This is a genomic window from Streptomyces rishiriensis (genome assembly GCF_003112535.1).
Classification (GTDB): Bacteria; Actinomycetota; Actinomycetes; order Streptomycetales; family Streptomycetaceae; genus Streptomyces; species Streptomyces rishiriensis.
Window position 1 is genome coordinate 208757 of record NZ_BEWA01000008.1, and the last position, 25125, is coordinate 233881.

At 72.5% G+C, this 25125-nt stretch carries 24 protein-coding genes; 6 read left to right on the forward strand and 18 right to left on the reverse strand.

Going from position 1 to position 25125, the window contains the following annotated elements; genetic code table 11:
• Positions 1-26: 26 nt before the first annotated feature.
• Positions 27-764: an FAD:protein FMN transferase gene (locus Sri02f_RS15230; RefSeq protein ID WP_109001985.1), complete on the forward strand. Its 738-nt coding sequence runs from the start codon at positions 27-29 to the stop codon at positions 762-764.
• Between the two features lie 251 nt (positions 765-1015).
• On the opposite strand, the gene Sri02f_RS15235 is transcribed toward Sri02f_RS15230, so the two are convergent.
• From Sri02f_RS15235 to Sri02f_RS15260, 6 genes are all read right to left on the reverse strand, one after another.
• Positions 1016-1561: an arginine repressor gene (locus Sri02f_RS15235; protein WP_109001742.1), complete on the reverse strand. Its 546-nt coding sequence runs from the start codon at positions 1559-1561 to the stop codon at positions 1016-1018.
• 7 nt (positions 1562-1568) lie between these two features.
• Complete coding sequence (locus Sri02f_RS15240) at positions 1569-2768, reverse strand: acetylornithine transaminase (protein WP_109001743.1); 1200 nt, start codon at positions 2766-2768, stop codon at positions 1569-1571.
• The gene (gene argB / locus Sri02f_RS15245; RefSeq protein ID WP_109001745.1) at positions 2765-3670 is read right to left on the reverse strand and encodes an acetylglutamate kinase; all 906 of its coding nucleotides are present in this window, start codon (positions 3668-3670) and stop codon (positions 2765-2767) included. Before argB ends, Sri02f_RS15240 begins: the two co-directional genes overlap by 4 nt.
• A complete protein-coding gene (argJ, locus tag Sri02f_RS15250; protein WP_109001747.1) occupies positions 3667-4818 on the reverse strand; it encodes a bifunctional glutamate N-acetyltransferase/amino-acid acetyltransferase ArgJ in 1152 nt (383 codons plus the stop codon). The genes argB and argJ overlap by 4 nt, the downstream gene beginning before the upstream one ends.
• Complete coding sequence (argC, locus tag Sri02f_RS15255; RefSeq protein ID WP_109001749.1) at positions 4815-5843, reverse strand: N-acetyl-gamma-glutamyl-phosphate reductase; 1029 nt, start codon at positions 5841-5843, stop codon at positions 4815-4817. Before argC ends, argJ begins: the two co-directional genes overlap by 4 nt.
• A 197-nt stretch (positions 5844-6040) precedes the next feature.
• Entirely contained in the window at positions 6041-8524 is a 2484-nt protein-coding gene (locus tag Sri02f_RS15260; protein ID WP_109001750.1) for an alpha-L-arabinofuranosidase family protein, read from the reverse strand.
• 135 nt (positions 8525-8659) lie between these two features.
• On the opposite strand from Sri02f_RS15260, the gene Sri02f_RS15265 reads away from it, so the two are divergent.
• Positions 8660-9103, forward strand: coding sequence for a DUF6314 family protein (locus Sri02f_RS15265; protein ID WP_109001752.1), 444 nt, complete (start codon positions 8660-8662; stop codon positions 9101-9103).
• Here Sri02f_RS15265 and Sri02f_RS15270 read toward each other — a convergent pair.
• From Sri02f_RS15270 to Sri02f_RS15280, 3 genes are all read right to left on the reverse strand, one after another.
• Positions 9085-9678, reverse strand: a complete 594-nt coding sequence (locus tag Sri02f_RS15270) for a histidine phosphatase family protein (protein ID WP_109001753.1) — start codon at positions 9676-9678, stop codon at positions 9085-9087. The genes Sri02f_RS15265 and Sri02f_RS15270 overlap by 19 nt on opposite strands.
• 104 nt (positions 9679-9782) lie before the next feature.
• Positions 9783-10220, reverse strand: coding sequence for a GNAT family N-acetyltransferase (locus Sri02f_RS15275; protein WP_109001986.1), 438 nt, complete (start codon positions 10218-10220; stop codon positions 9783-9785).
• Positions 10221-10230: 10 nt separating this feature from the next.
• Positions 10231-11697: an aminotransferase-like domain-containing protein gene (locus Sri02f_RS15280; protein ID WP_109001754.1), complete on the reverse strand. Its 1467-nt coding sequence runs from the start codon at positions 11695-11697 to the stop codon at positions 10231-10233.
• On the opposite strand from Sri02f_RS15280, the gene Sri02f_RS15285 reads away from it, so the two are divergent.
• Both Sri02f_RS15285 and Sri02f_RS15290 read left to right on the forward strand, forming a co-directional pair.
• Positions 11696-12622, forward strand: a complete 927-nt coding sequence (locus Sri02f_RS15285) for a DMT family transporter (RefSeq protein ID WP_109001756.1) — start codon at positions 11696-11698, stop codon at positions 12620-12622. The genes Sri02f_RS15280 and Sri02f_RS15285 overlap by 2 nt on opposite strands.
• 86 nt (positions 12623-12708) lie before the next feature.
• Entirely contained in the window at positions 12709-12912 is a 204-nt protein-coding gene (locus Sri02f_RS15290; protein ID WP_109001758.1) for a DUF1918 domain-containing protein, read from the forward strand.
• A gap of 94 nt (positions 12913-13006) precedes the next feature.
• Here the strand turns inward: Sri02f_RS15290 and Sri02f_RS15295 are convergent, their stop codons facing one another.
• Positions 13007-14227 (reverse strand): glycoside hydrolase family 10-like protein, encoded by a 1221-nt coding sequence (locus Sri02f_RS15295; protein WP_109001760.1) that lies wholly within the window; start codon positions 14225-14227, stop codon positions 13007-13009.
• 192 nt (positions 14228-14419) lie between these two features.
• On the opposite strand from Sri02f_RS15295, the gene Sri02f_RS15300 reads away from it, so the two are divergent.
• Both Sri02f_RS15300 and Sri02f_RS15305 read left to right on the forward strand, forming a co-directional pair.
• Positions 14420-15277, forward strand: coding sequence for a 3-hydroxybutyryl-CoA dehydrogenase (locus Sri02f_RS15300; RefSeq protein ID WP_109001761.1), 858 nt, complete (start codon positions 14420-14422; stop codon positions 15275-15277).
• Between the two features lie 227 nt (positions 15278-15504).
• On the forward strand, positions 15505-15762 hold the full coding sequence (locus Sri02f_RS15305) for a hypothetical protein (protein ID WP_109001763.1): 258 nt from the start codon (positions 15505-15507) through the stop codon (positions 15760-15762).
• A gap of 28 nt (positions 15763-15790) precedes the next feature.
• On the opposite strand, the gene Sri02f_RS15310 is transcribed toward Sri02f_RS15305, so the two are convergent.
• From Sri02f_RS15310 to rpmI, 8 genes are all read right to left on the reverse strand, one after another.
• Positions 15791-16321 carry an NUDIX hydrolase gene (locus Sri02f_RS15310; protein ID WP_109001765.1) on the reverse strand — a complete coding sequence of 177 codons (531 nt, stop codon included), beginning with the start codon at positions 16319-16321 and terminating at the stop codon, positions 15791-15793.
• A gap of 134 nt (positions 16322-16455) precedes the next feature.
• Positions 16456-17796 (reverse strand): NsdA family TPR-like regulatory protein, encoded by a 1341-nt coding sequence (locus Sri02f_RS15315; protein WP_109001767.1) that lies wholly within the window; start codon positions 17794-17796, stop codon positions 16456-16458.
• Positions 17797-18365: 569 nt separating this feature from the next.
• Positions 18366-20879: a phenylalanine--tRNA ligase subunit beta gene (gene pheT, locus Sri02f_RS15320; RefSeq protein ID WP_109001769.1), complete on the reverse strand. Its 2514-nt coding sequence runs from the start codon at positions 20877-20879 to the stop codon at positions 18366-18368.
• Positions 20879-22000 (reverse strand): phenylalanine--tRNA ligase subunit alpha, encoded by a 1122-nt coding sequence (pheS, locus tag Sri02f_RS15325; protein WP_109001771.1) that lies wholly within the window; start codon positions 21998-22000, stop codon positions 20879-20881. Before pheS ends, pheT begins: the two co-directional genes overlap by 1 nt.
• A gap of 151 nt (positions 22001-22151) precedes the next feature.
• Positions 22152-23267: a sensor histidine kinase gene (locus Sri02f_RS15330; protein WP_109001773.1), complete on the reverse strand. Its 1116-nt coding sequence runs from the start codon at positions 23265-23267 to the stop codon at positions 22152-22154.
• Between the two features lie 54 nt (positions 23268-23321).
• Positions 23322-24182 carry a TrmH family RNA methyltransferase gene (locus tag Sri02f_RS15335; protein ID WP_109001775.1) on the reverse strand — a complete coding sequence of 287 codons (861 nt, stop codon included), beginning with the start codon at positions 24180-24182 and terminating at the stop codon, positions 23322-23324.
• 221 nt (positions 24183-24403) lie between these two features.
• A complete protein-coding gene (gene rplT, locus Sri02f_RS15340; protein WP_057580434.1) occupies positions 24404-24787 on the reverse strand; it encodes a 50S ribosomal protein L20 in 384 nt (127 codons plus the stop codon).
• Between the two features lie 96 nt (positions 24788-24883).
• Entirely contained in the window at positions 24884-25078 is a 195-nt protein-coding gene (rpmI, locus tag Sri02f_RS15345; protein WP_003977225.1) for a 50S ribosomal protein L35, read from the reverse strand.
• Positions 25079-25125: the final 47 nt, after the last annotated feature.

Here is a 25125-nt window from a genome sequence, read left to right on the forward strand (position 1 = left end):
CCGTGGTGCGGCATGCCGAAGAGGTCATGGGAACCGTCTTCTCCTTCGACGTCCGCGGCGGCGAGGCCGAGGCGGTGCGGGCGGCGCTGGAGGAGGCGATCGCCTCGCTGCACCGGGTGAACGAGGTCTTCACCACCTACCGCGAGGACAGCCAGGTGTCGCGGCTGGCGCGCGGTGAGCTGACCGTCGGGGAGTGCGATCCCGAGGTCGCCGAGGTGCTGGCGCTGGGCGAGGAGGCGGAGCGGGTCAGCCAGGGCTGGTTCAGCATGCGCTACCAGGGCCGGCTGGACCCGACCGGCGTCGTCAAGGGCTGGGCCGCCGAGCGCGCCGCCCGGCTGATCTCGGCGGCGGGCGTCAGCGGGGTCAGCGTCAACGGCGGCGGGGACGTGCAGCTGCTGGGCGTTCCCGGGCCCGAGCGGCCGTGGCGGGTGGGGGTGTCCGATCCCCTGCGGCCGGGCGGCCTCGCGGCCGTGGTCTCGGCGGCGGGCGCGGACGAGCTGGCGGTCGCCACGTCGGGCACGACGGAGCGGGGCGCGCACATCGTCGATCCCCGTACGGGCCGCTCCGCGGTGACGGACCTGGTGGCCGTGACCGTGGTCGCGCCCCGGCTGACCTGGGCGGACTGCTGGGCCACGGCGGCGTTCGCGATGGGGTCGCGGGAGGCGCTCGCGTGGCTGGAGGCGCTCCCGGACGTGGAGGCGCTCCTGATCACGGCGGGCGACGAGGTGCGCTGCACGGGCGGCCTGGCCCGACGCCTGGGCTGAACCATCCCGACCACGGCCGCCGGACATCCCCCTCGGCGGCCCACCCGGTCGCCGGACCGGGTCGAGATCACCCACCCCGGGGGCGCGGGGAACTGCGCGACCAGCCCCCACGCCCCGGCACCCGGCGGAGACGGCCGGCATGCACGACCCCGCCGGGGGCGCCGCAGGAGGGGGCCCGCACATCACGCCCCGGACATCACGCCCCGGACATCACACCCCGCACCGACCACCGTCACAGCGCCGCAACGGCACTAGTGACCGTTCTGGGCCAGCCGCAGCAAGTGGTCCGCCAGCGCCTGCCCGCCCGTCGGCTCCCGGCTGATCAGCAGCAGCGTGTCGTCGCCCGCGATGGTGCCGAGGATGTCGTGCAGCTCGGCCTGGTCGATCGCCGAGGCGAGGAACTGGGCGGCCCCCGGAGGGGTCCGCAGGACCACGAGGTTGGCGGACGCCTCCGCGGAGATCAGCAGCTCCTGCGAGAGCCGCCTCATCCGCTCCTCCTTCGCCGACTCCCCGAGCGGCGCCCGGGGGGTCCGGAAACCCCCCTCGCTGGGCACCGCGTAGATGAGGTCGCCGTCGTTGTTGCGGATCTTGACCGCGTTCAGCTCGTCCAGATCCCGCGAGAGCGTCGCCTGGGTGACGCTCAGCCCGTCGTCGGCCAGCAGTTTCGCCAGCTGGCTCTGCGAGCGCACGGGCTGCCGGTTGAGGATGTCCACGATCCGGCGGTGACGCGCGGTGCGGGTCTGCGGCACGGCGGCCCCGCCCGCACCGGCCTGCTCATGGTCCTGCGCCTGGCTCATCGTCGTCTCATTCCCCGGATCCGTCCCCGTCGGCTGCGTCGAGGATGCCGGGCAGGGCCCCGAGGAACGCCTCCACCTCGTCGTCGCCGAGGTTCAGCGGCGGCATCAGCCGGACGACGTCCGGGGCGGGCGCGTTCACCAGGAACCCGGCATCCTGAGCCGCCTGGCGCACCTGGGGCGCGAGGGGCTCGGTGAGCACGATACCCAGGAGGAGACCCGCACCCCGGACATAATCGATCAACGGATGGCCCGCAGCCGTGATTCCGTCCCGCAACTTCTCGCTCTGCCGCTTGACGTTCTGCAGCAACCCCTCGTTCTCGATGGTGTCGAGGACGGCGAGACCGGCGGCGCAGGCGACGGGGTTGCCGCCGAACGTCGTCCCGTGCTGACCGGGCTGCAGCAGCTCCGCCGCCCGGCCGAAGGCGACGGTCGCGCCCAGCGGCAGCCCGCCGCCGAGACCCTTCGCCAGCGTCACGACGTCCGGCAGGACGCCCTCGTGGGCCTGGTACTCGAACCAGTGGCCGGTCCGGCCGATGCCGGTCTGCACCTCGTCGAGGACCAGCAGCGCCCCGGTGGCGGCGGTGATCGCGCGGGCCGCCTTGAGGTAGCCGGCGGGCGGCACGACGACGCCGAGCTCGCCCTGGACGGGCTCCAGGACGACGAGCGCGGTCTCCTCGGTGACCGCGGCGGCCAGTGCCTGCGCGTCGCCGAACGGCACATGGGTGACGTCGCCGGGCAACGGCAGGAACGGCTCGCGCTTGCCCTGCTGGCCGGTGAGCGCCAGGGCGCCCATGGTGCGGCCGTGGAAGGCGCCCTCGGTGGCGACGACGTGCGTGCGCCCGGTCAGCCGGCCGATCTTGAAGGCGGCCTCGTTGGCCTCGGCGCCGGAGTTGCAGAAGAAGACCCTGCCGTCCCGGCCGAAGTGCTGCAGCAGCCGTTCGGCGAGGGCGACGGTGGGCTCGGCCATGAAGAAGTTGGAGATGTGGCCGAGGGAGGCGATCTGGCGGCTCACCGCGTCCACGACGGCCGGGTGGGCGTGGCCGAGCGCGTTGACCGCGATGCCGCCGACGAAGTCGAGGTACTCCGCGCCGTCGGCGTCCCAGACCCGGCTGCCCGCGCCGCGCACCAGGGGCAGCAGCGGGGTGCCGTAGTTGTTCATGAACGCGCCCTGCCACCGCGCGGTCAGCTCCTGGTTGGCGTCGCTCACGGCTCCCCCTGTCCGTCCGGCACGACCATCGTGCCGATCCCTTCGTCGGTGAAGATCTCCAGCAGGATCGAGTGCTGGACCCGCCCGTCGATCACGCGGGCGGTGTTCACGCCGTTGCGCACGGCGTGCAGGCAGCCCTCCATCTTCGGGACCATGCCGGAGCTCAGGTCCGGCAGCAGCTTCTCCAGCTGCGCGGCCGTGAGGCGGCTGATCACCTCGTCGCTGTTCGGCCAGTCCTCGTAGAGGCCCTCGACGTCCGTGAGGACCATGAGGGTCTCGGCGCCCAGAGCAGCAGCGAGTGCCGCAGCCGCCGTATCAGCATTGACGTTGTAGACATGTCCGTCGTCCTGTGAGCGGGCGATCGACGAGACGACCGGGATGCGGCCGTCGGCGAGCAGCGCCTCGATGGCGCCCGTGTCGATCGCGGTGATCTCGCCGACCCGCCCGATGTCGACCGACTCGCCGTCGATCTCGGGCAGGTGCTTGGTGGCGGTGATGGTGTGGGCGTCCTCGCCGGTCAGTCCGACGGCGAGCGGCCCGTGCTGGTTGAGCAGGCCGACCAGCTCGCGCTGGACCTGTCCGGCGAGCACCATCCGTACGACGTCCATGGCGTCCTCGGTGGTGACGCGCAGGCCGGCCTTGAACTCGCTGACGATGCCGTGCCTGTCGAGGGCGGCGCTGATCTGCGGGCCGCCCCCGTGCACGACGACCGGCTTGAGGCCGGCGTGGTGCAGGAAGACGACGTCCTGGGCGAAGGCGGCCTTCAGGTCCTCGTCGATCATGGCGTTGCCGCCGAACTTGATGACGACGGTCCTGCCGTTGTGGCGGACCAGCCAGGGCAGCGCCTCGATGAGGATCTGGGCCTTGGGAAGCGCGGTGTGCTTGCGGGTCACGTTGCTCATGAGGAGTAGGCGCTGTTCTCGTGGACGTAGTCGGCGGTGAGGTCGTTGGTCCAGATCGTGGCCGTCTCCGCGCCGGCGGCGAGGTCGGCGACGATGTGCACCTCGCGGTAGCGCATGTCGACCTTGTCGCGGTCCTCGCCGACGCCGCCGTTCTTGCAGACCCAGACGCCGTTGATGGCGACGTTCAGCCGGTCCGGCTCGAAGGCGGCCTTCGTCGTGCCGATCGCGGAGAGCACGCGTCCCCAGTTGGGGTCCTCGCCGTGGATCGCGCACTTGAGGAGGTTGTTGCGGGCGATGGAACGGCCCACCTCGACGGCGTCGTCCTCGCTGGCCGCGCCCACCACCTCGACCTTGATGTCCTTGCTGGCGCCCTCGGCGTCGCGGATGAGCTGCTGGCCGAGGTCGTCGCAGACGGCGCGCACGGCGGCGGCGAACTCCTCGTATCCGGGCGTGACTTCGGTGGCGCCGGAGGCGAGCAGCAGCACGGTGTCGTTGGTGGACATGCAGCCGTCGGAGTCGACCCGGTCGAAGGTGACCGCGGTGGCGGCGCGCAGCGCCCTGTCCAGGGTCTCGCTGTCGACGTCGGCGTCGGTGGTGAGGACGACGAGCATGGTGGCGAGGCCGGGGGCGAGCATGCCCGCGCCCTTGGCCATGCCGCCGACGGTCCAGCCGTCGCCCTGGGCCACGGCCGTCTTGTGGACGGTGTCGGTGGTCTTGATGGCGATGGCGGCCTTCTCGCCGCCGTGCTCGGACAGCTGTCCGGCGGCGGTCTCGACGCCCGGCAGCAGCTTGTCCATCGGCAGCAGGACGCCGATGAGGCCGGTCGAGGCGACGGCGACCTCGGCCGCGTTGTGCCCGAGCACGTCCGCGGCCTTCTCGGCGGTCGCGTGCGTGTCCTGGAAGCCCTTCGGTCCGGTACAGGCGTTGGCGCCGCCGGAGTTGAGGACCACCGCGGTCACCCGGCCGCCCTTGAGGACCTGCTCGGACCACAGGACGGGCGCGGCCTTGACGCGGTTGGAGGTGAAGACGCCCGCGGCCGCGCGGCGGGGCCCGGTGTTGACCACGAGGGCCAGGTCCGGGTTGCCGTTCTGCTTGATCCCGGCGGCGATGCCCGCCGCCGTGAATCCCTTGGCTGCCGTGACGCTCACGGTGCGACTCCGATCGTGGAAAGCCCGGTGCTCTCGTCGAGCCCGAGGGCGATGTTCATGCTCTGCAGGGCGCCGCCCGCGGTGCCCTTGGTCAGGTTGTCGATGGCGCTCACGGCGATGATGCGGCCCGCGGCCTCGTCGTACGCGACCTGTACCTGAACGGCGTTGGAACCGTAGACGGACGCAGTGGCGGGCCACTGCCCCTCGGGGAGGAGGTGGACGAACGGCTCGTCGGCGAAGGCCTTGGCGTAGGCGGCGCGGACGGCGTCGGCGCCGACGCCCGGCCGGGCCTTGGCGCTGCAGGTGGCGAGGATGCCGCGGGACATCGGCGCGAGGGTCGGCGTGAAGGAGACGGTGACCGGCTCGCCCGCCGCCACGCTGAGGTTCTGGACCATCTCGGGGGTGTGCCGGTGGACGCCGCCGACGCCGTACGGCGACATGGAGCCCATGACCTCGGAGCCCAGCAGGTGCGTCCTGGCCGCCTTGCCCGCGCCGGAGGTGCCGGAGGCGGCGACGATCACGGCCTCGTTCTCGGCGATCGCGGCGGCGTACGCGGGGAACAGGGCCAGCGAGACGGCCGTGGGGTAGCAGCCGGGGACCGCGATGCGCCTGGACCCCTCCAGCGCGGCGCGGCCGCCCGGCAGTTCGGGGAGACCGTACGGCCAGGTCCCGGCGTGCTCGGAGCCGTAGAAACGCTCCCAGTCGGCCGGGTCCTTCAGCCGGAAGTCGGCGCCCATGTCGACGACGAGGACGTCCGGACCGAGCTGCTCGGCCACGGCGGCGGACTGACCGTGCGGGAGGGCGAGGAAGACGACGTCGTGTCCGGCGAGCGCCTCGGGGACGGTCTCCTGGAGCACCCGGTCGGCCAGCGGCAGCAGGTGCGGCTGAAGGCCGCCCAGTTTCTGACCGGCGTGGGAATGGCCGGTCAGGGCGCCGATCTCGATCTCGGGGTGCGCCAGGAGCAGGCGCAGCAGCTCTCCGCCCGCATACCCGCTCGCTCCGGCCACCGCCGCACGTACCACCATGACTCCTCCTCCTGGATGGCATGACTATACGTATCGATGTACGTTTATGCAATCCATGCGCGCCCCTGGACCGCCCGGAGCACCCGGAGCACCCGGAGTACCCGGAGCACCCGGAGCACTCGGACCTCTCCCGTTTCACCGCGCCGCACGCCCGGCGGGCGTGGGCAGCGGCCGCCCCCGCCCGCCGGCGCGGCCGGCTACCTCTGCCTGATCCGCAGGAAGGTGATCGAGTTCGCCGGGAAGGTGTACGTGAACTTCCCGGCGACCGCGGTGAACGTGGAGGTCGCCGGCGCGACCGTGGTCGCCGTCTCCGAGTTGACCGCGTCCGGCGCGGCCGCCAGCGTGGTCACCCGGGCCCTGGACGCGACCTTCGCCCCGCCCAGGTCGATCGCCGTGCGGGCGTCGGCGGACTGGGCGTTGACGACCTTGACGATCAGGTCGCCGGTCCTGTCGTCCCTGGTGACGACCTGGCGGAACGGCTCGGCGGGCTTGTCGTCGGTGAAGCCGCCCCATTCCTGGCCGTCGAGGTAGAGGGTGACCTGGCGGCCCCGGACCTTGACGTGGACGTCGTAGGCGCGGCCCGTCTCGACGGACCCGGCCTTGGAGATCAGGGTGGACTTACCGCCGTCCACGGCCTGCTCGACGGCGGACTGGGTGTTGTTCCAGCCGCCCAGGTTCCACCAGTAGTAGTTGCCCGTGTCCTTGACGCCGAAGGCGACGAGGAAGCCCTCCTTGCCGGACTTCTTGGTGGCCTTCAGCCGCAGGTCGTAGTCGTGCCAGGCGGGGTCACCGGCCGCGACCATGGTGTTCTCGGCGGCGGTGTCGCTCTGCACGTACTGCCCGTCCTGGAGCGACCAGCTGCCGCCGCCGGTGTGCGTCCACTTCGCCGCGTCGCCGGAGAAGTCGTCGCTCAGCAGCGTGGCGCCGTCCGCGCCGGTCACCTGTACGTCGTCGTAGGCCGCGCTGGTCGCCCAGGTGGAGAGGCCGACGGCGCCGGCGATCGGGCCCTGGAGGGCCGGGGTGCCGGTGGCCGTCGACGGGACCACGCGGTCGCCCACGTTGGTCATGAACAGCTTCTGCACCTCGTAGTTGGCCGAGTTCCAGGAGGCGTGGTTGTTGAACCACACCAGGTCCGGCCGCCACTGCACGTAGTCCTCGTTGGCGAAGAGCGGGGCGTAGGAGGCGAGCTTGACGACGTCGGCGTTGCGTTCCAGACCGGTCATGTAGGCGGCTTCGGCCAGCCCGTTCTTGAAGGCGTTGCCCTGGGAGGCGTACTCGCCGAGGAACACCTTGGGGCCGACGCGGTCGTAGGAGTCGTAGCGGTCGTTGTTCTGCAGGAACCACTGCGGGCTGTTGTAGTAGTGCTCGTCGACCATGTCGACCTTGGCGTCCCGGTTGAGCTGACAGGCCGTGTCGAAGGTCGAACCGGAGTCGTCCGGGCCGGAGTTGGAGATGACGGTGACGTCCGGGTACTTCGCCTCGACGGCGGCTCGGAACTCCTTGAAGCGGGCGAGGAACTCGACGGGGAGGTTCTCCTCGTTGCCGACCTCGATGTGCGTGAGGTGGAAGGGCCGGGGGTGGCCCATCCGGGCGCGCTTCGCGCCCCAGGTCGAGGTCACGGGCCCGTTGGCGAACTCGATCAGGTCGAGGGTGTCCTGGACGTGCCGCTTGAGCAGTGCCTCGTCCACGACGGCCCGGTTCTGGCCGCAGCCGGTCACCAGGGCGGGCACGACGGGCAGCGGCATCGCGCCGACATCCTCGGCGAGGCGGAAGTACTCGTAGTAGCCCAGGCCGTAACTCTGGTTGTAGCCCCAGAAGTTGGAGTTGGTCGCCCGCTGCTCGACCGGGCCGACGGTGTCCTTCCACTGGTAGGAGCGGGCGCGCTGCCAGCCGGAGGCCTCGCTGTAGTCCTGCATCGAGCCGGTGTTGACCAGGCAGCCACCGGGGAAGCGGACGAAGCCGGGCTTCAGGGCGGCGATCTTCTCGGCGAGGTCCTTGCGCAGGCCGTTGGGCTCGTGCTTGTAGGTGTCACGGGGGAACAGGGACACCATGTCGAGGGCGGCCGCTCCGGAGGAGGCGACGGTCAGCCGGCCTTCGCTGCTGGTGCGGGCGGCCGTGAGGGTCGCCCTGTACCGGGCCCAGCCGCCCGCGCGCACGGCCACCCTGCGCGCCGTGGCGAGCGCGCCGCCGGCGTCCTGGAGGCTCACGGTGAGGGTGCTGCCGCGCTCGGCGCGGGCCCAGACCGAGAAGTCGTACCGCTTGCCCTGCTCGACCCGGACGCCGGTGTTGTAGCCGGAGTTGGTGACGGACGAACCGGCGTCCAGGAAGAGGTACGAGCGGTTGCGGTCGTTGAGGCGCCCGGCGTCGTCGAGCACCCGGGCGGCGCCGTCGACCGTCCAGGAGGTGAGCGGGGTGTACGACCGGTTGTCGACCGTCGCGTACTCGAAGGACCTGTTCTGCACGAGTTCGGCGTACAGACCGCCGTCGGCCGCCCGGTTGATGTCCTCGAAGAAGACGCCGTACATCGTGTCGTCGATCTTCGCGCCCTTGGCGGCGGGGTCGACGGTGAGCGTGTAGTCGGTGGGGCCGGCGGCTTGCGCGGGGGCCGGGACCAGCCCCGCGGCCAGCAGGAAGGCGCTCGCCCCGAGACCGAGTCTCAGTCGGGTGGTGCTGCGTGACATGGATGCTCCGAGGCTCTGTGTTCACAAATGTTCGACATGCCGGACGCTGATCAGCACTTCGAACGGCAAGATAGGGAGGGGACCGGAGAGCGTCAATGGGCCGCGCGGCAGCGGAAGTTTCGGAGGTGAACGGTGATGGGCGAGTTCTGGCCGGTCTCCGACGTGCTGGCCTATCTGGCCGGGAGCTGGCGGACGGAGCGGTCCGTGCGGGACCTCGCGAGCGGGGACACGGGCTCGTTCACGGGCACGACCGTCTTCCGGACAGGCGACGAGGCCGGACTGCTGCAGCTGGAGACGGGCACGTTCGTCTGGCGGGGCGTGGCCCGGCCCGCCGAGCGCACGCTGCGCTTCGCGCCGGGGCCGACGCCCGGCACGGCCGACGTCCGGTTCGCCGACGGCCGCCCCTTCCACGACCTGGACCTGACGACCGGACGGCACACCGCCGACCATCCCTGCGCGGCCGACCTCTACCGGGGCGAGTACACCGTCTCGGACGCGGACCACTGGCGGACGGTGTGGCGGGTGGGCGGCCCGGCCAAGGACCTGCTGCTGACGACGGACTACGCGCGTGCCGGCTGAACCGGCACCCCTTCGAACCGCAGGTTCCAACGCCCGCCCCGGCCGGTGACGGTGGTCGCCGACAGGGGGCGCACGTCGATGTTCCAGTACGTCGCCGGGGGCGCCTTGAGCGCATAGACCACCGCGGCACGGATCACGCTGGGCTCGGCGACCGCGACGATCTTGTCGCCGTCGCCGACGGGCCGGGTGTCCAGCCAGTCGCCCAGCCGCGTGATGAAGTCGAGCAGGGACTCGCCGCCGTGCGGGGTCGCCAGCGGGTCGGCCAGCCAGGCGTCCACCGCCTGCGGCTCGCGGGCCATCGCCTCACCGAGGGTGAGGCCCCGCCAGCGGCCCATGTCGCAGTCCCGCAGGGCGAGCTGCACCAGCGGCGCGTACCCGAGGGCGTCGCCGGTCGCACGGCTGCGCGGGGTGGGCGAGCAGTAGCGCAGTCCGGCGGCGGCCAGCGGCAGGAGGTCGGGGACCGCCCGCTGCACCTCGTCCCAGCCCGGCTGGTCCAGCGGGCGGTCGTCCTCGAAGCGTTCCGCGAGCAGCGAGGAGCTGCGAGCGGCGGCGACGAACGTGACCCGAAGTGGCATGCGGTGATGGTGAGCCGAGGAAGTGCGCAGGTCAAGAGGCGTTACCTGCTGGTTGTCACGAATGCGCCAAACCTTGGCGGAAGGCCTGGACACGACAGGGCAAGTCACTCGAAAACGAGCGCCATCCACCGGTCGGGCGCGGCGAGCGGCCGAAAACCGGCCTTCTCGTACACGCCGTGCGCGTCGTGCGTGGCGAGCAGGATGCGGCGCAGCCCGTACGGCGTGAGGTGATCCCGCACCGCCTCGGCCATCGCCGTGCCGATCCCCTTGCCGCGCACGGCCGGATCCACGTACACGTCGCACAGCCAGGCGAAGGTGGCCTGGTCGGTCACCACCCGGGCGTAGGCGACCTGCTCCCCGGACGCCGTGTCGTACACCCCGAAGTTGAGCGAGCCCGCGATCGCCCGCTCCTGCTTGTCCAGGGTGCGCCCGGTCGCCCAGTACGCGTCGGTCGACAGCCATCGGTGCACGCGCCCGACGTCGACGCGGTCGGGGTCGGCGGAGATCTCGTAGCCCTCGGGGAGGCCGGAAAGGTCGGTCATGGCGGGATCCTCACAGCGGCGGGACGTCATGTCGAACGGTTTGCGGCAGCGCCTCCTCGCACGCGGCCTCCAGCCGCCGCACCCCCTCCGCGATCTCCGCCGTTCCGGCGACGGCGGCGAAGCTCAGCCGGACGTGGGCGGCCGGGGGCTCGGCGCTGAAGTAGGGGCGGCCGGGGGCGAGGGCGACGCCGGCCCGCAGAGCGGCGGCGGCGAACGCCGTCTCGTCCGTGCCGTCGGGCAGCCGCAGCCACAGGTGGTAGCCGCCGGACGGGATGTGCGGCAGGGCCAGCCGGGGCAGACGCAGCCGCAGCGCGGCGGTCATCGCGTCCCGCCGGGCCCTCAGCTCCGCCGCCACGGACCGCAGATGGCGCGGCCAGGCCGGCGAGCCGACGAGTTCGAGGGCCGCCTCCTGCAGCGGACGGGGCACGAAGAAGCTGTCGACGACCTGGATGGCGCGCAGCCGTTCCAGCACCGGGCCGCGGGCGACCAGGGCGCTGACCCGGAAGCTCGGGGAGGTCGCCTTGGTCAGCGACCCGACGTGGACGACGACGCCGTCGGGGTCCTCGGCGGCGAGCGGACGCGGCAGGGGGCCCGCGTCCTCGTGCGCGAGCCGGCGCACGAAGTCGTCCTCCACGACGAACGCCCCCGCCTCCCGGGCGATACCCAGCACCTCGGCCCGCCGGTCGGCGGCGAGGACGGCCCCGGTCGGGTTCTGGAACAGGGGCTGGCAGACGAAGACCCGGGCGCCGCTCGCCCGGAACGCGTCGGCGAGCAGCTCCGGGCGGACGCCGTCCGCGTCGACCGGGACGGGGACGGGCCGCAGTCCCGCCGACCGGGCGATCGCGAGCATGCCGGGGTAGGTCGGCGACTCCACCAGCACCGGCGCGCCGGGCGGGGCCAGGGCGCGCAGGGCGGTGGTCAGCGAGGCCTGGCCGCCACCGCTGACCAGCACCTCGGCCGCGGTGGCCGGGCCGCCGACGGTGCGCGCGAACCATTCGCGCAGCTCCGGCAGCCCGTCCAGCGGCGGCCGTCCCCAGGCGCCGGGCCGGCGCCCCGCGCGGGCCAGGGCCGCGGCCATGGCCCGTTCCGGCTGGAGCGAGGGGTGGAGGTAGCCGCCGTTGAACTCGATCACTCCGGGCGGCGGGGCGGAGAGGGAGGCGGTGACGCCCGAGGCGTCCACCGAGCGCGGGACCAGTTCGCCCGCGCCGTCGGCGCTGAGCGAGACCTCCTGCCACGAGGTGTCGCCGACGGGAGCGGCGGCGCGCGGCGGCCGGGCCCGGAAGGCTCCGGCGCCGGGGCGGGTGACCACGAGCCCCTCGGCGGACAGCTGCGCCAGTGCCCGCGAGACGGTCACGGGGCTCACCCGGAACCTCTCGACCAGGGCCCGGCTCGACGGCAGCTTTCCACCTGGTGAGTAGCGGCCGAACTCTCGGCGCAACTGTTCCACCAGTTCAATCACACTGCTACGCTCGTGCATGAAGATACAGAGTAGCGCTACCGCACCGTCCGCGATAGCGGTCAGCACTCCGGACCTCGGCGCCCAGCGGAGCGGCCCCGGCATCCTCCAGGCCGCCCTCGGTGTCGTCGCCTTCTCGCTGACCTTCCCCGCCACCGCCTGGGGCCTGGAGGGCTTCGGTCCCTGGGCGCTGGTCGCGGTGCGCAGCGTCCTGGCCGCGCTGCTCGCCGGCGCGTGTCTGCTCGCCCTGCGGATCCCGCCGCCCGCCCGGCGGCACTGGGCGGGGCTGGCCGTCGTCGCCGGCGGGGTCGTCGTCGGCTTCCCCCTGCTGACCACGCTCGCGCTGCAGACGTCCACGACCGCGCACGCGGCCGTGGTGGTCGGCCTGCTGCCGCTGACGACCGCGCTGCTGTCCGTCCTGCGCACGGGCGCCCGCCCCTCCCGCGCCTTCTGGGCGGCGGCCCTCGCCGGCGCCGGCGCGGTGGCGGCCTTCACCGTGCAGCAGAGCGGCGGCGCCCTGACCACGGCCGACCTCTACCTGTTCGGGGCGCTGCTGGTGTGCGCGGCCGGCTACACCGAGGGCGGCCGGCTGGCCCGGGTCATGCCGGGCTGGCATGTCATCGGCTGGGCGCTGGTGCTCTGTCTGCCCCTGACCCTGCCCGCCGCCGCGCTCGCCGTCGCCCTGCAGCCCGTCCACCTCACCGGGCACAGCGTGGCCGGACTGCTGTGGATCACCGCGGGCTCGCAGTTCCTCGGGCTGGTCGTCTGGTACCGGGGCATGGCGGCCATCGGCATCCCCCGGGCCAGCCAGTTGCAGTTGGCCCAACCGCTGCTCACACTGGTGTGGTCGGTGCTGCTGCTGGGCGAACACCTCACGCCCGCCGCGCCGCTGACGGCCGCGGCCGTCGTCGTCTGCATCGCCGTCACGCAGCGGGCGCGCGGCTGACCGCGAGCCGGCTGCCGCCCGCGACGGACGCGAGGATCGGGGACTCGACGGCACGGACCGCCGCTCGGCACAGTGAGGAGGCCCAGATGCGCGCAACCACGGGCGACCAGCTTGTCCAGCACGGCAGGGTGGTCGGGCAACACGACAAGGTCGGCGAGATCGTCGAGGTACTGGGCCAGGGAGGCGACCCCCCGTACCGCGTCCGTTTCGAGGACGGGCACGTGGGCGTGTGCTCGCCCGGCCCCGACACCGAGATCCGCCACCGCACGGCCGGGGAACGGCGCCCCTAGTCCGGCGCGACCCGGCGTGAACCGACGCGAGCCGACGTGACCCGGCCCGGCCTGTCGGGCCTCGGCGCGGCTCAGCGCGGAGGCTCGGCGCGGCTCAGCGCGGAGGCTCGGCCGGCTGCTGGTAGTGCTCGGCGACGACCCGGGCCATCGCCCCGATCCGGTCCGTCTTCACGTCCCCCGCGGCGAAGTACACGTGCCCGCGCACCTGTGGGTGCGCGGCGGCCAGGTCGAGGTGGGCCGAGAGTTCGGCCGGGTCCTGCCAGGCCGCCGGCTGCGTCGGGTCGCCCGCCCGGTACAGGGCCTCGCCGATGTACAGCCGGGTGCGGCTGCCCTTGGCCACCTCCGCCCACCAAGGCACCAGCTTGGCGTAGTCGGCGGCCGACAGCCCGATGTTCCAGTACAACTGGGGCACCACGTAGTCGATCCAGCCCTCCTTCACCCACTTGCGCGTGTCGGCGTGGATGTCGTCGTACGACTGCAGGGCCCGGGTGTCGGAGCCGCGCGAGTCGGTGGAGGCGTTGCGCCACACACCGAACGGGCTGATCCCGAACTGGGTGCCGGGCCGGGTGGCCTTGATGCGGGCGGCCGTCTCCAGCACCAGCCGGTCGACGTTGTCGCGCCGCCAGGCGGCCCGGGTGGCGAAGGCGCCGCCGTGGGCGTCGTAGGCGTCCCCGTCGTCGAAGGTCTGGCCGGCCACCGGGTACGGATAGAAGTAGTCGTCGAAGTGCACGGCGTCCACGGGGTACTTCGCGACCGCGTCGAGGATCGCGTCCTGCACGAAAGCGCGGACCTCGGGCAGGCCGGGGTTGTAGTAGAGCCTCCCGCCGAACGGCACCACCCAGTCCGGATGCCTGCGCGCCGGGTGGGCGGCGACCAGCCGGGAGGGGTCGTCGTGGGTCGCGACCCGGTAGGGGTTGAACCAGGCGTGCAGCTGAAGGCCGCGGGCGTGGGCCTCGGCGACGGCCGTGCCCAGCGGATCCCATCCCGGCGCCCTGCCCTGCACGCCCGTGAGCACCTCGGACCACGGCTCGTACGGCGAGGGCCACAGCGCGTCGGCCGTGGGCCGCACCTGGAGGATCACCGTGTTGAGCCGCCTGCGCACCGCCACGTCCAGCAGCGCGATCAGTTCGGCGCGCTGGGCGGTGGCGGTCAGGCCCGCCCGGGAGGGCCAGTCGCGGTTGGAGACGGTCGCCAGCCACATCCCCCGCATCTCGGTCGTCGCCCGCCGCTCCCGCCCGGGAGCGGCCGCCGCGCCCGTCGTGGTGAACGCCGACAGCGCTGCCAGCGCGAACGCCCGCCGGGTCAGTCGCCCCATCGCACACATCCCCACATACTCTGCGGATCCGTTCGGTCACGGATCGTTTCCGGGCCCCAGCATGCCCCCACCCAGACGATCGATCATCGATACTTGCTAGTAACGTGCACGATCGGAGCAGGCCGACCGGGACCCGGCAGACCTGCCCCTGCCAACAGAGTCAGCCAGAGACAGCGCGGCGAAAGGTGCGATGTGACCGACATCGAACGGGTCGGAGTGGTGGGCTGCGGCCAGATGGGGGCGGGCATCGCCGAGGTCTGCGCCCGCGCCGGCCTCGACGTCAAGGTCGCCGAGACCAACGGCGAAGCCCTGGAGATCGGCCGGACCCGGCTGCTCAACTCCCTGACCAAGGCCGCCGAGCGCGGCAAGATCTCCGAGGAGGAGCGGGACGCCGCGCTAGCGCGCCTGAGCTTCACCACGGACCTGGGCGAGTTCGCCGACCGTGACCTCGTCGTCGAGGCCGTGGTCGAGAACGAGCAGGTCAAGACCGAGATCTTCCAGGTCCTCGACCAGGTGGTGACCCGCCCGGACGCGATCCTGGCCTCCAACACCTCCTCCATCCCGCTGGTGAAGCTGGCGGTCGCCACCTCGCGGCCCGACCAGGTCGTCGGCATCCACTTCTTCAACCCGGCCCCGGTGCAGCAGCTCGTCGAGCTGATCCCGGCGCTGACCACCTCGGAGGGCACGCTCGGCCGGGCGCAGCTGTTCGCGGAGAAGGTGCTGGGCAAGCACGCGATCCGCGCCCAGGACCGCTCCGGCTTCGTGGTCAACGCGCTGCTGATCCCCTACCTCCTGTCCGCGATCCGGATGTTCGAGACGGGCATCGCCAGCCGCGAGGACATCGACAACGGCATGGAGATGGGCTGCGCCCACCCGATGGGCCCGCTGAAGCTGTCCGACCTGATCGGTCTGGACACGGTCGCCTCGGTCGCGTTCTCCATGTACGAGGAGTACAAGGAGCCGCTCTACGCCGCTCCCCCGCTGCTCCAGCGCATGGTGGACGCGGGCCGGCTGGGCCGCAAGACCGGTTCGGGCTTCTACACGTACTGACCTTCCACACGTACTGACCCACGTCTGACCCACGTCACGCGGGGTCCCCTCGCCGGCCGGTCACGGGCCCGGCGCTCCGCGGAGCGCCGGGCCCGTTCTTTTCACACGCCGTGTGCGGACCGGGCCCGCATATGCCGCGCGCACACTCTCCCCCCGGGCCCACCCGGCGGGTTCACTCATCATGCGCACGTAAGGGATGTGAGACGAGCACGGAAAGGAGCGGACACGTGACCACCGATTCCGAGCATCCCGTCGTCCATGGAGAACTCGCGGAGTTACGGCGCCGCCTCGACGTGGCGTACGCCCGCGTCGAGGGCGGACTGGCCCTGCTGACGCACCGCACCGAGGAGACGGCCAAGGAGCTCGACGAACTGAGCACGCGCATCGTGGCGTTGGAGCACTCACGCTGGCCGTTGCCGGCCGTGGCCGCGCTCACCGCCGTCGGCGCACTGGTCGTGACGGTCTGGCAGGCCTTCGGACGCTAGTGCCCGCGGGACGTCGGCAGGTTCGTCCTCAGCCGAGCCTGATGTGATGCAGCAGCATCAACGCGGCCGCCATGTTGGCGGCCGGGACCTCCCCTCGGGCGACCAGTTCGGGGACGAGCGCGAGGGAGACCCATTCCCGGCGGTCCGACTCGAAGTCGTCCACCGGGTGACCCGTGTACTCGGCCTCGTCCGACCAGTAGATGTGGTGGACGGCGTCGGTGAGCCCGTTGGACGGCTCCACGCTCATCAGGTGGTGCAGGAGTCCCGGCCGCCAGCCGGTCTCCTCCTCCAGCTCCCGGGCGGCCGCCCGGGCGACGTCCTCGCCGTCCTCGACCACGCCCGCGGCGAGTTCCCAGCCCCAGCTGTCGGTGATGAAGCGGTGCCGCCACAGCAGCAGCACCTCGTTGGCCTCGTTGACGACGGTCGCCACGGCGACGGGCCTCAGCCGTATGAGGAAGTGGTCGAGGTGCCGGCCGTCGGGCAGCTCCACATCTGCCAGGTTGACGCGGAACCAGCGGTTTTCATACACAGTTTGCTCGTTCTGTTTCGTCCACTGCACGGTTCTGCCACCTTCCGTCGAGTAAGTGGCAATATCGCAGCAGGAACCATGCAGCGTCGGCGCGGATGCCGTGCCTGCGTTCTCCAGGTGCCGCCCTCCAGGTGTCGTGGTCGGATACCCCGTGACGCCCCCGCCTACAGCGGTACGCGCAGGGCCCCGTCGATGAGTTCGGCCGCCTCGGCCGTTCCCGCGCAGCCGCTGCGCACCAGGTGCTCGCGCACCGACCGGAGTCTGTCGCGCAGCCGCTGGGACTCCATCCCCCGGGTCTGCTCGGCCATCCGCACCGCGGTGACCACCGCTTTGTCGGCGTTGCCCTGACGCAGCTCGATCGTGCTGAGCATGGCGAGCCGGTGCACCCGGCCACGGTCGTGCGCCGGAGTGTCCACGGCGGCCGCCGCGTGCTCGGCGGCCGCGGTGAGATCGCCCAGACTGAGCAGGGCCTCCGCCACCTGGACGTTGACCAGGCCGGGCTGCACATAGCCGGTCTCGTCGGGCTCGTGCCCGCGCCGGATGCGATCGGCGGCCGTCTCGGCCCGCCGGATGCACGACAGGGCGCCCGTGCCGTCTCCGAGGTGCGCGTACGCCTTGGCCTGCATCGCGTACAGATCGGAGGCGAGAGCGGGCGTGATGTGCTTGCCCGCGGCCCGCAGCGCCGCCTCCGCGAAGGCGACGGCCTGCCGGTACTCCCGCATGAACAGCGACTGGTTCACCAGCAGGGCGATGACGTACGCCCCCAGCCCACGGTCACCGCTGGCCTTGGCCAGTCTGAGCGCCTGGTGGAAGTAGCGCTGGGCGAGGCCGTGCGCGTCGGAGTCGTAGGCGCAGATGCCCGCCACCGCCACCAACCCGCCGGTGGCACGGTGCAGTTGACGGCCCGCCTCGTCCGTGTAGCTGCCGCGCAGCAGAGGCGCGGTCTCGGCGTTGAGGAAGCCGACGACCCGGCTGCGGGTCGCGATGCCGCCCGCCTTGCGGTACATCTGCTCGTAGTGGGCGCGGGCGGCGCGCAGCATCTCGATGTCGGCGGAGGTGACGCGGTGCCGGCCGCCACGGGAGACGTCCACGTCCTCCGGCGGGTTCTCCCACTCCCACACCGGCATCACCGCCGGCGTGCCGGTGACGGCGGGCGCGCCCAGGATGTGCGGGCGCTGCTGCTCGTCGGAGCGCCACAGGGCGGTGGCCCGCTCGACGAAGCCGGAGAGCGAGGCGCCGTGCGGGGCGGACGGCTCGCCCGGGACGCCGAGACCGATGTCGTCGAGGGTGACCGGCCGGTGCAGCCGCACCGCGAGCACCTCGCAGATGAGGTCGGGTACCTGGCCGCGCGGCCGTTGGCCCTTCAGCCAGCGGGCCACCGCCGTGTGCTCGTACCGCAGGGCGAGCCCGCGGGCCCGTCCGGCCTGGTTGACGTGGGCGGCGAGGCCCGCGTGCGAGATGCCCGCCTCGTCGAGGATCGCGTCGAGCAGAGTGTTGGGATGCATGGGTGCCCCCCGGTGCCGTGCCTCGGTGCCCGTCAGACTAGTGGGTCCGCCTTCACACGGGGTGTGAACGCAAAGCCCGCGTTCGCGGGGTGTGCGCGCTGTCGTGACGTCCTCACGGCCCGGTTGACTGGAACGCCTCGCAAGAGGTTCGCCGGGCCGTCGGCTCCCCCTCGAAAAGCGACGGCCCGGCGCAGCGCTCCGCGGGTCCGGCGGAGAGCGCCGTCTTGGGTACGTGGACGGGTGCGGGTCCGTCGTGGCCGGTCGCGCAGTTCCCCGCGCCCCTAGGAGGTTGCACCCAGACCTCCCCGAAAACGACCCAGCCTGCCGGGTCCAGGAGCGCAGCCCCGCACCCCGGGGGCGCGGGGAACTGCGCGACCAGCCGCCACGGACCCGCGGCCGACACGCAACCCGAACTGGGCGCAGGGGCGCAGCCCCAGTCTTCAGGGGCGCGGGGAACTGCGCGACCGGCCACCACCGGCCCGCGGCCGGCGTACGTCCCCCGACTCGGGATGCAAGGGCGCAGCCCCCCGCACCCCTCAGGGGCGCGGGGAACTGCGCGACCTCGGCGATCAGCCCCGCAGGGCCGCTCCCGTCCGCTCCCCCGCCAGGGCGACCGCCGCGTCACGGGCGGCCGACGCCTCGTCGACGGTCAGCGTCCGGTCCTCCGCGCGGAAGCGCAGCGCGTACGCCAGCGACTTCTTGCCCTCGCCGAGCTGCTCCGCGTTCTCGTAGACGTCGAACAGCCGGATGTCCTCCAGCAGTTCACCCGCGCCCTCCCGCAGCGCGGCCTCGACGTCGGCGTGCGGCACGGGCCGGTCGACGACGAGGGCCACGTCCTGGGTGGCCACCGGGAACGTGGAGATCCTCGGCGCCTGGGGCGTGTCGTCGCCGACCTGCTCCAGGACGTCCAGGTCCAGCTCCATGGCGCAGGTGCGCGCGGGCAGGCCCAGGGCCTTCAGCACCCGGGGGTGCAGCTCGCCCGCGTGACCGACGACCCGCTCGGCGCCGTCGACGGCCACGACGAACTCGGCGCAGCGCCCGGGGTGCCACGGCCCGTAACGGCCGTTGCGGACGGCCAGCTCGGCGCCGGCCTCCCGGGCGACCGTGCGGCCCGCCTCGACCGCGTCGGCCCAGTCCGCCGGACGGCCCTTGCCCCACCAGCCGGCCTGCTCGCGGGCGCCCGCGAGGACGACGGCGACATGGCGCGGCTGCTCGGGCAGCACGGCGTCCAGCGACGCCAGCTCCTCGTCGGTGGGACGGCGGTCGGCGGGCAGGTGCGCGGCGACGCCCTGCTCCTCGCGCGGGAGGAAGACCAGCCCGGTCTCGAAGAGCGCCAGATCGTGCGAGCCCCGCCCGTCGTTGCGCCGCAGCGCGCCCAGCAGGCCCGGCAGCAGCGACGTGCGGAGCGCGGGCTCCTCGTCGTTGAGCGGGTTGGTGAGCTTCACGACGCGGCGGGCCGGGTCCTCGGCGTCCAGACCGAGCTGGTCGAAGACCTGCTCGCTGACGAACGGGTAGTTCGGCGCCTCGACGTAACCGGCCCCGGCCAGCGCGCGGCCGACCCGGCGGTGCAGGCGCTGGCGGTGGGTGAGTCCGCGGCCCGAGGGCGGCTTGGGCAGCGTGGAGGGCAGGTTCTCGTAGCCCTCCAGCCGGATGACCTCCTCCGCCAGGTCGTTGACCTCGGCGAGGTCGGGCCGCCAGGACGGGACGGTGACGATCAGCTCGTCCTGCCCGTACACGTCGCAGCCGATCTCCTGGAGGCGGCGGACGACGGTCTCCCGCCCGTACTCCACTCCCGCGACCTTGTCCGGGTGGTCGGCCGGGACGCTGATCGAGTGCGGGGCGGACGGGGCGATGATCTCCGTGACGCCCGCGTCGGCGGTGCCGCCCGCGAGCAGCACCAGCAGGTCCACCGTGCGCTGTGCGGCGGCAGCGGCGGCCTGCGGGTCGACGCCCCGCTCGAAGCGCCGGGACGCCTCGGAGGACAGCTTGTGGCGACGCGCCGTGCGCGCGATCGACACCGCGTCGAAGTGGGCGGCCTCGATGACCACATCGGTCGTCGGGCTCTGCGCGTCGTCGTGGTCGGCGATCTCGGTGTTCGCGCCGCCCATGACGCCGGCGAGGCCGATGGGACCGCGGTCGTCGGTGATGACCAGGTCCTCGGCGTGCAGCGTGCGGGTCACGCCGTCGAGGGTGACGATCTGCTCGCCCTCCGCGGCCCGGCGCACGCCGATCGTGCCCTGGACCAGATTGCGGTCGTAGGCGTGCAGCGGCTGGCCGATCTCCGTCATCACGTAGTTGGTGACGTCGACGGCGAGCGAGATCGGGCGCATGCCGACCTTCTGCAGCCGGCGCTTCAGCCAGATCGGCGAGCGCGCCTCGGGGCTCAGACCGGTGACGGTGCGGGCGGTGAAGCGGTCGCAGCCCATCGGCTCGGAGACCTTCACCGGGTAGCCGAAGGCGTTCGGCGCCGGTACGTCGATCAGGGCGGGGTCGCGCAGCGCCAGACCGTAGGCGATGGCGGTCTCCCGGGCGACGCCGCGGATGGACAGGCAGTCGCCGCGGTTGGCGGTGACGGCGATGTCCAGGACCTCGTCGACCAGCTCGAGGAGCTCGATGGCGTCCTTGCCGACCTCGGTCTCCGGCGGCAGCACGACGATGCCGTGGCTGCCGTCGTCGCCCATGCCCAGCTCGTCGCCGGAGCAGATCATGCCGTGGGAGGTCTTGCCGTACGTCTTGCGCGCGGCGATCGCGAAGCCGCCGGGCAGGACCGCGCCCGGGAGCACCACGACGACCTTGTCGCCGACGGCGAAGTTGCGGGCGCCGCAGACGATCTCCTGCGGCTCACCGGTGCCGTTGGCCGTGCCGACGTCGACCGTGCAGAAGCGGATCGGCTTCTTGAAGCCCTCCAGCTCCTCGATGGTCAGGACCTGACCGACGACGAGCGGGCCCTTGAGGTCGGCTCCGAGGTGCTCGACGGTCTCGACCTCCAGGCCGGCCGACACGAGCTTGGCCTGCACGTCACGGCCGGTCTCGGTGGCCGGCAGGTCGACGTACTCCCGCAGCCAGGAAAGCGGGACGCGCATCAGATCTCCATCCCGAACGGCCGGGTGAACCGGACGTCACCCTCGACCATGTCTCGCATGTCTTCGACGTTGTGGCGGAACATCAGCATCCGCTCGATGCCGAACCCGAAGGCGAACCCGCTGTACTTCTCCGGGTCGACGCCGCAGGCGGCCAGCACCTTGGGGTTGACCATGCCGCAGCCGCCCAGCTCGATCCAGCCCTCGCTGGAGCAGGTGCGGCAGGGGCGGTCGGGGTTGCCGACGGACTCGCCGCGGCAGACGTAGCACACCATGTCCATCTCGGCGGACGGCTCGGTGAACGGGAAGAAGTTCGGCCGCAGCCGGGTCTTCATGCCCTCGCCGAACAGCGACTGGACCATGTGGTCCATCGTGCCCTTGAGATCGGCCATGGTCAGGCCCTCGTCCACGGCGAGCAGCTCGACCTGGTGGAAGACCGGGGTGTGCGTGGCGTCCAGCTCGTCGGTGCGGTACACGCGGCCGGGGCAGATCACGTACACCGGCAGCTCGCGGCTGAGCAGCGAGCGGATCTGGACCGGCGAGGTGTGGGTGCGCAGCACGACGCCGGACTCGGTGCCGCCCTGCGGGCCCTGCACGAAGAACGTGTCGGCCTCGCCGCGGGCCGGATGGTCCGGGCCGATGTTGAGCGCGTCGAAGTTGAACCACTCGGCCTCGACCTGCGGACCCTCGGCGACCTCGTAGCCCATGGCCACGAAGACGTCCTCGATGCGCTCGGAGAGCGTGGTGAGGGGGTGGCGGGCGCCGGCCGGGATCCGGTCGTGGGGCAGCGTGACGTCCACCGCCTCCTCGACCAGCACCCGTGCGTCGCGCTCGGCCTCCAGCTCCTCCTGGCGGGCGGCGAAGCCCTTGTTCACGGCGCCGCGGGCCTGCCCGACGAGCTTGCCGGCGGCGGCCTTGGCGTGCGGGGGCAGGGCGCCGATCTCGCGGTTGGCGAGGGCGAGCGGGGAGGTGCCGCCGGTGTGGGCGACCTTGGCCTCCTGGAGCGCGTCGAGCGAGTCCGCGGCGGCGAAGGCGGCGAGCGCCTCGTCCCGCATGCGCTCGATCTCTTCCGGTTTCAAGGCCTCGACCTCTACCGGGTCGTACGACTTATTCGGTGCCGACATCTCTTCCCGTGCTTCCGGTTGGCTGGCTGAAGGTCCCCGTCACCGACTCACGCAGAGGTCAGAGGGCCGTCCATGGGACACAAGGGTGCCAAAGGCCGAGTCTAACGGGGTGACGATGTGCGGATGCGCCCGTGGGCCGCCCGGCCGGCTCTCAGGTGAGATACGCCGGGGTGCTCACGGGCAGCGTAAATCGGAACTCCGCGCCGCCGCCGGGGGCGCGGCCCACCGTGATGGCGCCGCCGTGGGCTTCGACGATGCCCTTGACGATGTACAGCCCGAGGCCGGTGCCGCCGCGCTTGCTGCCCCGCCAGAAGCGGGTGAACACGCGGTTCATGGACTCCTCCGGGATGCCTGCGCCCTCGTCGCTCACGGTGACCGATGTGCCGGTGTCCTCCCCTTCCCGGGGGGACGCGGCGGGCGTGACGTCAATGGTGACGGTTCCCTCGCCGTGGCGCACCGCGTTTTCGATGAGGTTGCTGAGCACCTGGTCGATCTTGTCGGGGTCGGCCCACAGTGCGGGCAGCGGCTGCTCGATGCGCAGCAGGAACCGGTCGGCGGGCTGACCGGCGGCCACGTAGGCCTGGATGTGCCGTCCCACGGCCGCGCCCATGTCGACGGGCTGGCGGCGCACCTCCAGCCGTCCGGAGTCGATGCGGGAGATGTCGAGCAGCTCGGCGATGAGGCGGGTGACCCGGTCCGCGTCGGCGTCGACGGTCTCCAGCATCAGCCGCTTCTGGTCGTCGGTGAACCGGGACCACTTGGCGAGCAGGGTGGCGGTGAAGCCCTTGACGGAGGTGAGCGGGGAGCGCAGTTCGTGGGCCACGGTGGCGATCAGCTCGGCGTGGCTGCGCTCGGTGCGGCGGCGGGCCTCCGTGTCGCGGATCGAGACGACGACGCGGCGGACGGGACCGGTGGGCTCGGCGCGGACGTACCGGGCGGAGACGAGGACCTCACGGCCGCCCGGCAGCAGGAGGTTGCGCTCGGGCTGGCCGACGCGGATGGCGAGGCCGCCGTAGGGGTCGGTCAGCTGCCACCAGCGGCGGCCCTCCAGGTCCTCCAGCGGAAGGGCCTTGTCGAGGCGCTGCCCGAGGGCGTCCTCGGCGGCGACGGCGGTGATGCGCCGGGCGGCGGCGTTGAAGCAGACCACGCGGCCGTTCTCGTCGGCGACGACGAGCCCGTCCGGCAGGTCGTCGGGGTCGACGCCGAGTCCGGCGAGGTCACCGGCCGCCCGGGCCGCTCCCCGTGCGCTGGTCGTGCCGACACTCATCCCCGTACCCCACCTCCCGTCCTCCCGGAAGAGGCCCGCGAACTCGTCACCCTACTAGCTGTCGGTCACGGAGCGGCACCCTCCGGAGGCGCGCTGTGCACGGGCCGACGCGTAGAGACATACGGCGGCGGCGGTCGCGAGGTTCAGACTCTCCGCCTTTCCGTGGATCGGGACGCGCACGACGGCGTCCGCGAGCGCGCGGGTCTCCTCGGGAAGTCCCCAGGCCTCGTTCCCGAACACCCACGCGGTGGGGCCGCCCATGGTGCCCTCGTCGAGTTCGGCGTCGAGGTCGTCGTCCCCCGCGCCGTCGGCGGCCAGGATCCGCACGCCGGAGTCCCGCAGCCCCGCCACGGCCTGCTCGACGGGGACGCCCACGGCGACGGGCAGGTGGAAGAGGGAGCCGACGGAGGCGCGGACGGCCTTGGGGTTGTAGACGTCGACGGAGGCGTCGGTCAGCACGACGGCGTCGGCGCCGGCGGCGTCGGCGCACCGCAGCACGGTGCCCGCGTTGCCGGGGTCGCGCACATGGGCGAGGACGGCGACGAGGCGGGGCCGGGCGGCGAGGATCCGCTCGAAGGGCGTGTCCAGGAACCGGCAGATCCCGACGAGCCCCTGCGGGGTGACGGTGGTGGAGACGTCCTCGATGACCTGTTCGGCGGCGAGGTGGACCCGGGCGCCGGCCGAGCGGGCCTCGGCGATGACGTCGGCGTAGCGCTCGGCTGCCTCGACGGTGGCGAACAGTTCCACGAGCGTGGCCTGTCCGTCGGCGCGGTGCGCCGCGGCCTCCCGCACGGCCTGCGGCCCCTCCGCGAGGAACAGCCGCTCCTTGCCCCGGAAGTTCCGCCTGGCCAGCCGCCGCGCGGCCACGACGCGGGGGGAACGGGGAGAGATCAGCTCGGGGGTGGCGGAGGGCATGTGGTTCACCTTCGGTATCAGGGCGGCCGACTGGGCGGCGGGGGCGACTGCGGCCCCCGAGGGGCGCGGGGCTCTGTCACGTGCGGCTGCGCCGCACGGGTGCGGCCGGCCACGCACGGCCGGTGCCCGGACGACGGAGGCAGCGGGCGTCAGCAGCAAAAGGACCCGCAGGCCGAAACCTGCGGGTCCTTCAGTCACGTCGGCCTAGAGCCGGCGCGGCGTCACGCGGCCTTGGGCGCGTTCACGTCCGCGGGCAGGGCCTTCTGCGCGACCTCGACCAGCGCGGCGAACGCGGTGGCGTCGTTCACGGCGAGCTCGGCCAGGATCTTGCGGTCGACCTCGATGTTCGCGGCCTTCAGACCCTGGATGAGGCGGTTGTACGTCATGCCGTTCTGGCGGGCCGCAGCGTTGATGCGCTGGATCCACAGCTGACGGAAGTCGCCCTTGCGCTTCTTGCGGTCGTTGTAGTTGTAGACCAGCGAGTGGGTGACCTGCTCCTTGGCCTTGCGGTACAGGCGCGAACGCTGACCGCGGTAGCCGGAGGCCGCCTCGAGGATCGCCCGGCGCTTCTTGTGGGCGTTGACTGCCCGCTTGACGCGTGCCACTTTTTAACTCCTTGTAGCGGGGCCGTGGTGGGACTCACACGACCCGGAAACGATTGGGTCCCGGTCAGAGGTCAGGCGCGACGCTTGCGCCCGACGTCACTTGCCGAGAAGCTTCTTGATCTTCGCGGCGTCGCCCGGGGCCATCTCGGCGTTGCCGGTGAGGCGGCGCGTCACGCGGGACGACTTGTGCTCGAGCAGGTGGCGCTTGCCGGCGCGCTCGCGGAGCACCTTGCCGGAGCCGGTGATCTTGAAGCGCTTGCTGGCACCGCTGTGCGACTTGTTCTTCGGCATAGCGCCGTTCTCTCCTCGTCGGTGGCGTTCCGGTGCCCGGTCGTGAA